Below are 4,950 nucleotides of genomic sequence, written 5' to 3'. Positions count from 1 at the left end.
GCCAAGGCCCGTCGCCGCCGCGAACGGGGCAGCCGCGCCGGGGCCGGGGCGGATCAGCCGCGGGCGGGATCGACGCCGAACTCCCGCGCGATGTCGTCGAGCATGGCGTGGGCGCCCTGCAAGCTCACCGACACGTACCAGGTCTGGTCGGGCACCTCACTGATCTCGCCCTCCAGCGTTGCCCACAGGGGGTTCGACTCGAACCGCTCCCTGGGGTTCTCGGCCTGCTGGGTGTCATCGACGTAGGACGAGACGAAGATGCGGTCGGCGTCGAGCCGCGCGATGTCCTCCTGGCTGAGTTCCACCGCGATCCGCGAGTCGGCGTCGGGCTGTCCCTCGGGCCGGGCCAGTCCCACGTCGGAGAGCACGATGCCGCCGAACGAGTCGGCGGTGTAGAGCCGCACGGTCGGCTCACCCTCGACGAACCGCACCAGGGAGTAGGTCGGCGTGCCGCCCGTCTTCGCCCGGATGGCCTCGCCGATCTCGGCGGCCCGCCGCTCGTAGTCGTTGATCTTCTGCTCGGCCAGCTCCTCCTTGCCCAGCGCCTTGGCGAGCAAGCGGATGTTGTCCTTCCACGTCGCCCCGGTGGTCTCGCTGAACACGGCCGGGATGTGGTCGGGAAGCTGGTCGTAGAGGCTCTCGTGCCGCACCTTCGCCGAGACGATCAGGTCGGGGTCGACGTCGTACAGCGCCTCGACGTCCGGGCTGGACAGGTCGCCGACCACCCGCCCGTCGGCGAGGTGGCGCGCGTCGTCGCCGAGGTACTCGGGCACCCCGTCCGAGGCGGGATAGCGGGTGTAGGCCACGACCTCGGTCTCCAACGCGGCGGCGGCGTCGGCGAAGCTGGAATCGAGCGCGGCGACGGTTTCCGGGCGCTGCTCGATCGTCGTCTCCCCCATCGCGTGCTCGATCGTGCGCGGGTACGCGCCCTGCTCGCCACCGGTGTCGGCGGGCTGCTCACCGTCCGGTGAGCAGGCGGACAGCGCGAGGCAGGCAACGGCGGTGGCCACGGCGGTGCGGCCGGCCGGGCGGGACAGGCGGATCATGGTCACCCTTCATATTCGGTTAGGCTCTCCTAACGAACACCGGACTGTAGCCCACGTGTCCGTGCGGCAAAAGAGGTCCGCAGCACACGCGACAGGGATCGGGACATGGCCACGACGCTCAGCACGCGGGCGGACACCGGCACCGGCGCTCCGCTCGACCGCGCGCGGAGACGGCGCTGGCCGGGCCTGACCGCGCTCGGCCTCCTCCTGGTCGCCGCGGCGGTGCTCAGTCTCGTCTACGGGGTGCACCCGGTGCCCCCGGCCGACGTGTGGCGTGCGCTGACCGCCCCCACGGGGGGCGAGCACGACATCATCGTCCGGTCCCTGCGCGCACCCCGCACGCTCGCGGGAATCCTGGCGGGCATCGCGCTCGGCATCGGTGGGGCGCTCATGCAGGGCCACACCCGTAACCCCATCGCCGATCCCGGGCTGCTCGGGGTGAACCAGGGCGCCGCGTTCGGCATCGTGACCGCCGTCGTGGTGTTCGGGATCACCGACCTCACCGGGTTCGTCTGGTTCGGGTTCGCGGGCGCGCTCGTCGCGGCCACGGTGGTGTTCGGACTCGGCACCCTCAGCGGACGCGGGGGCAGCACCCCGGTGACCCTCGCGCTCGCCGGAGCGGCGGTGAGCGCCCTGCTGTCCGGCCTCACCGCTGCCGTGGTGCTCGCCAACAAGCAGGGCATGGAGGTCTTCCGGTTCTGGCAGGTCGGCTCGCTGGCGGGCCGCGACTACGCCGTGCTCGGGCAGATGCTGCCCTTCCTGCTCGCCGGGCTCGTCCTGGCTCTGCTCAACGCGCCCGGTCTCAACACCCTCGCCCTCGGCGACGACGTCGCCACCGCGCTGGGCCGGAACCTCGCCCGCACCCGGATCGTGGGTGTCGGCGCGATCACCCTGCTCGTCGGCGCGGCGGTGGCGGCCTGCGGGCCGATCGCGTTCGTGGGACTGCTCGTCCCGCACGCGGCCCGGGTGCTCACCGGCCCGGACTACCGCTGGCTCGTGCCGTTCGCCGGGCTGCTGGGCGCCATCCTGCTGTTGCTCGCCGATGTGCTCGGCAGGCTGGTGGCCGACGACAGGCTGGAAGTCGGCATCATGCTCGCCGTGCTCGGCGCCCCGGTGTTCATCCGGCTCGTGCGCGGGAAGGGGCTGGCCCGGCTGTGAGTGCGTTCCGTGAGATCGAGGCCGTTCCGGGGCGGCGGCACGTCCGCCTCGGGCCCCTTTCGTGGACGCTGCGGCCCCGGGCGGCCCTCGTGCCGCTGCTGGCGATCGTGGTGCTGCTCGTGGTCGGCGCTCTCAACATCAGTCTGGGCAGTGCCCAGATCGGCCCGCTCGACGTGGTCCGCACACTCGTCGGCGGCGGCGACCGGCGCGAGACCGGGATCGTACTCGACCTGCGCCTGCCCCGGACGCTGGCCGGTGCCCTGGTCGGGGCATCGTTCGGCCTCGCGGGCGCGCTGTTCCAGACGATCGCCCGCAATCCACTCGCCAGCCCGGACATCCTCGGCATCACCTGGGGGGCGGGAGCCGCCGCCGTCGCGGTGATCGTCACCGGCGGTAGCTACGGCCAGATCAGCGGCCCGCTCGCCCAGCTCGGCGTCCCACTGGCCGCCCTCGTGGGCGGCCTGTTCGCGGGACTGCTGCTGTACGCGCTGTCGTGGCGACGCGGCATCGACGGCTTCCGCATGGTGCTGATCGGGATCGGGCTCGCGGCGATCGGCTACAACATCGTGTACTGGCTGCTCACCGTCGGGGACGTGGACGACGCCGCTCGGGCGACCGTGTGGATCGTCGGTAACCTCGCCGACGTCGGCTGGGAGGCCGTCGGCCCGGTCGCCGTCGCGCTCACCGTGCTCGCCGCCTGCGCGCTCGTGTACGCGCATACCTTGCGCGGGCTCCAGTTCGGCGACGACACCGCGCGGGGTCTGGGCATCCGGGTCGACGCGGCGCGGGGCACGCTTTTGCTGCTGGCCGCCGCGCTGGCGGCCGTGGCGACCGCGGTGGCCGGGCCGATCACGTTCGTGGCCCTGGCGACTCCTCAGATCGCCTCCCGTCTGGCACGTACGGCCCAGCCTCCCCTCGCCGGGTCGATGGCGGTGGGCGCGCTGCTCACGGTCAGCGCGGACCTGGCCGTGCGCGTGGTGCTGCCCGGGGTGCCGGTCGGGGTGCTCACGGCCATCCTCGGGGCGCCCTACCTGCTCTACCTTCTCGTGCGGGGGCGGCGGGCCTAGCTCCACCGGGAGCCGAGAACGACCGACACGGCAGGAGGTGCATGTGACGCGAGCCAGATTGCGGGCGGAGGACGTCCGTCTGGGGTACGGCGAGCGGCTCGTGGTGGACGGGCTCGACCTCGACGTCGCCGACGGGTCGGTGACGGTGATCATCGGACCCAACGGGTGCGGCAAGTCGACCCTGTTGCGGGCATTGGGCAGGCTCCTGCGGCCCCGTGGGGGCGCGGTCCTGCTCGACGGCAAACGCATCGACAAGCAACCGACCCGGGAGGTCGCCCGCACCGTCGGGCTGCTGCCGCAGTCGCCGACCGCGCCCGACGGGCTCACCGTCGGGGACCTGGTCTCGCGGGGGCGGCACCCGCACCAGAGCTGGCACAGGCAGTGGTCCGCCGACGACGAGGGGGCCGTCGGCCGCGCGCTGACGATGACGGGCATGGACGCCCACGCCGACCGGGCCGTCGACGAGCTCTCCGGCGGCCAGCGCCAGCGCGCGTGGATCTCCATGACACTGGCGCAGGACACCGCGCTGCTGTTGCTCGACGAGCCGATCACCTACCTCGATCTCGCACACCAGGTCGAGGTGCTCGACCTGGTGCACGGCCTGCACACCGAGCGCGGCACGACCGTGGTGATGGTGCTGCACGACCTCAATCTCGCCGCGCGCTACGCCGACACGCTCGTGGCGATGCGAGACGGGCACGTCGTGGCACGGGGAACACCGGACGACGTGCTGACCGAGCGGCTGCTGTCGGAGGTGTTCGGGCTCGACGCCAAGGTGCTGGCCGACCCCGTGGCCGGTACCCCCCTCGTGGTGCCGATCAGTGCCCATTCCCGGACGACGACCGGTTGACCAGCCACTCGGCCGCGTCGCGCAGCTTGACGTTGGCGTGCTGGGACGCCTTCACCAGCAGGGCGAACGCCCGGTCGGCGTCCACCCCGTGCCGCTCCATGAGAATGCCCTTGGCCATGCCGATGGTGTCGCGGGTCCGCAGTGCTCCGTGCAACTGCTCGAGCCCGCGCGACCCGGCCAGCGCGACGGCGGCGTGGGCGGCGAACAGCTCGCCGATGCGCTCGGCGTCCTCGTCGAAGGCGTCGGCGCGCCAGGAGTACAGATTCAGCGCACCGATCGTCGAGGAATGGGTGAACAGCCGGAATCCCAGCATCGAGGACACACCCGTCGAGGCGGCCTCGGCGCTGAACCGGGGCCACCGGGGATCGGCGCTGATGTCGCCCGTGCGGTACACCGGTCGCTCGAAGATCGCATCGACGCACGGGCCCTCGTGCAACCTGTGCTGGAGCTGGTCGAGATGGGCGACCACCTCACTGGACGGCCCGACCGAGCGCATGGCACCGTCCTCCAGCAGCGAGACACCCGCCTCGTCCGCGCCCGGCACCGTGGCCGCGGCCGCGGTCACGATGGTGGCGACCGTGCGGTCGAGGTCGGCCTCGGGTTCCAGAGTACGGGCGATCTTGCTCAGCACCGCCGTGAGATCATCTGCGGGCTCACCGGGTCCGGCGGCCGCGACAGCCTCGTAGCTCACCGGTCCAGCATTACACACCGGCCGGGGGACACGGCCCCGGCGACCACACTCGCGTGGCGCGTGCGGACAATGTCACGCCCTGTGCGTGGCGCCGGCCACGCGCGCGGCTACCCGGCGCGGCACTCACGCCGGGGCGCG

At 72.5% G+C, this 4,950-nt stretch carries 5 protein-coding genes; 3 read left to right on the top strand and 2 right to left on the bottom strand.

The window, feature by feature from the left end:
- Positions 1 to 53: 53 nt before the first annotated feature.
- Complete coding sequence (locus SACSA_RS0111550; protein ID WP_019816041.1) at positions 54 to 1,046, bottom strand: ABC transporter substrate-binding protein; 993 nt, start codon at positions 1,044 to 1,046, stop codon at positions 54 to 56.
- 105 nt (positions 1,047 to 1,151) lie between these two features.
- On the opposite strand from SACSA_RS0111550, the gene SACSA_RS0111545 reads away from it, so the two are divergent.
- Genes SACSA_RS0111545 through SACSA_RS0111535 form a run of 3 tightly spaced genes read left to right on the top strand, consistent with a single transcriptional unit; the run spans position 1,152 to position 4,121 of the window.
- Complete coding sequence (locus SACSA_RS0111545; protein WP_019816040.1) at positions 1,152 to 2,204, top strand: FecCD family ABC transporter permease; 1,053 nt, start codon at positions 1,152 to 1,154, stop codon at positions 2,202 to 2,204.
- The gene (locus SACSA_RS0111540) at positions 2,201 to 3,271 is read left to right on the top strand and encodes a FecCD family ABC transporter permease (RefSeq protein WP_019816037.1); all 1,071 of its coding nucleotides are present in this window, start codon (positions 2,201 to 2,203) and stop codon (positions 3,269 to 3,271) included. Before SACSA_RS0111545 ends, SACSA_RS0111540 begins: the two co-directional genes overlap by 4 nt.
- A 43-nt stretch (positions 3,272 to 3,314) precedes the next feature.
- A complete protein-coding gene (locus SACSA_RS0111535) occupies positions 3,315 to 4,121 on the top strand; it encodes an ABC transporter ATP-binding protein (RefSeq protein WP_028661792.1) in 807 nt (268 codons plus the stop codon).
- Here the strand turns inward: SACSA_RS0111535 and SACSA_RS0111530 are convergent.
- Entirely contained in the window at positions 4,090 to 4,812 is a 723-nt protein-coding gene (locus SACSA_RS0111530) for a GAF and ANTAR domain-containing protein (RefSeq protein ID WP_019816035.1), read from the bottom strand. The genes SACSA_RS0111535 and SACSA_RS0111530 overlap by 32 nt on opposite strands.
- Positions 4,813 to 4,950: the final 138 nt, after the last annotated feature.

This window comes from Saccharomonospora saliphila YIM 90502 (assembly GCF_000383795.1).
GTDB lineage: Bacteria > Actinomycetota > Actinomycetes > Mycobacteriales > Pseudonocardiaceae > Saccharomonospora > Saccharomonospora saliphila.
The sequence above is the reverse complement of the archived record's forward strand: the minus strand, read 5'-3'. Positions and strand labels throughout refer to the sequence as shown.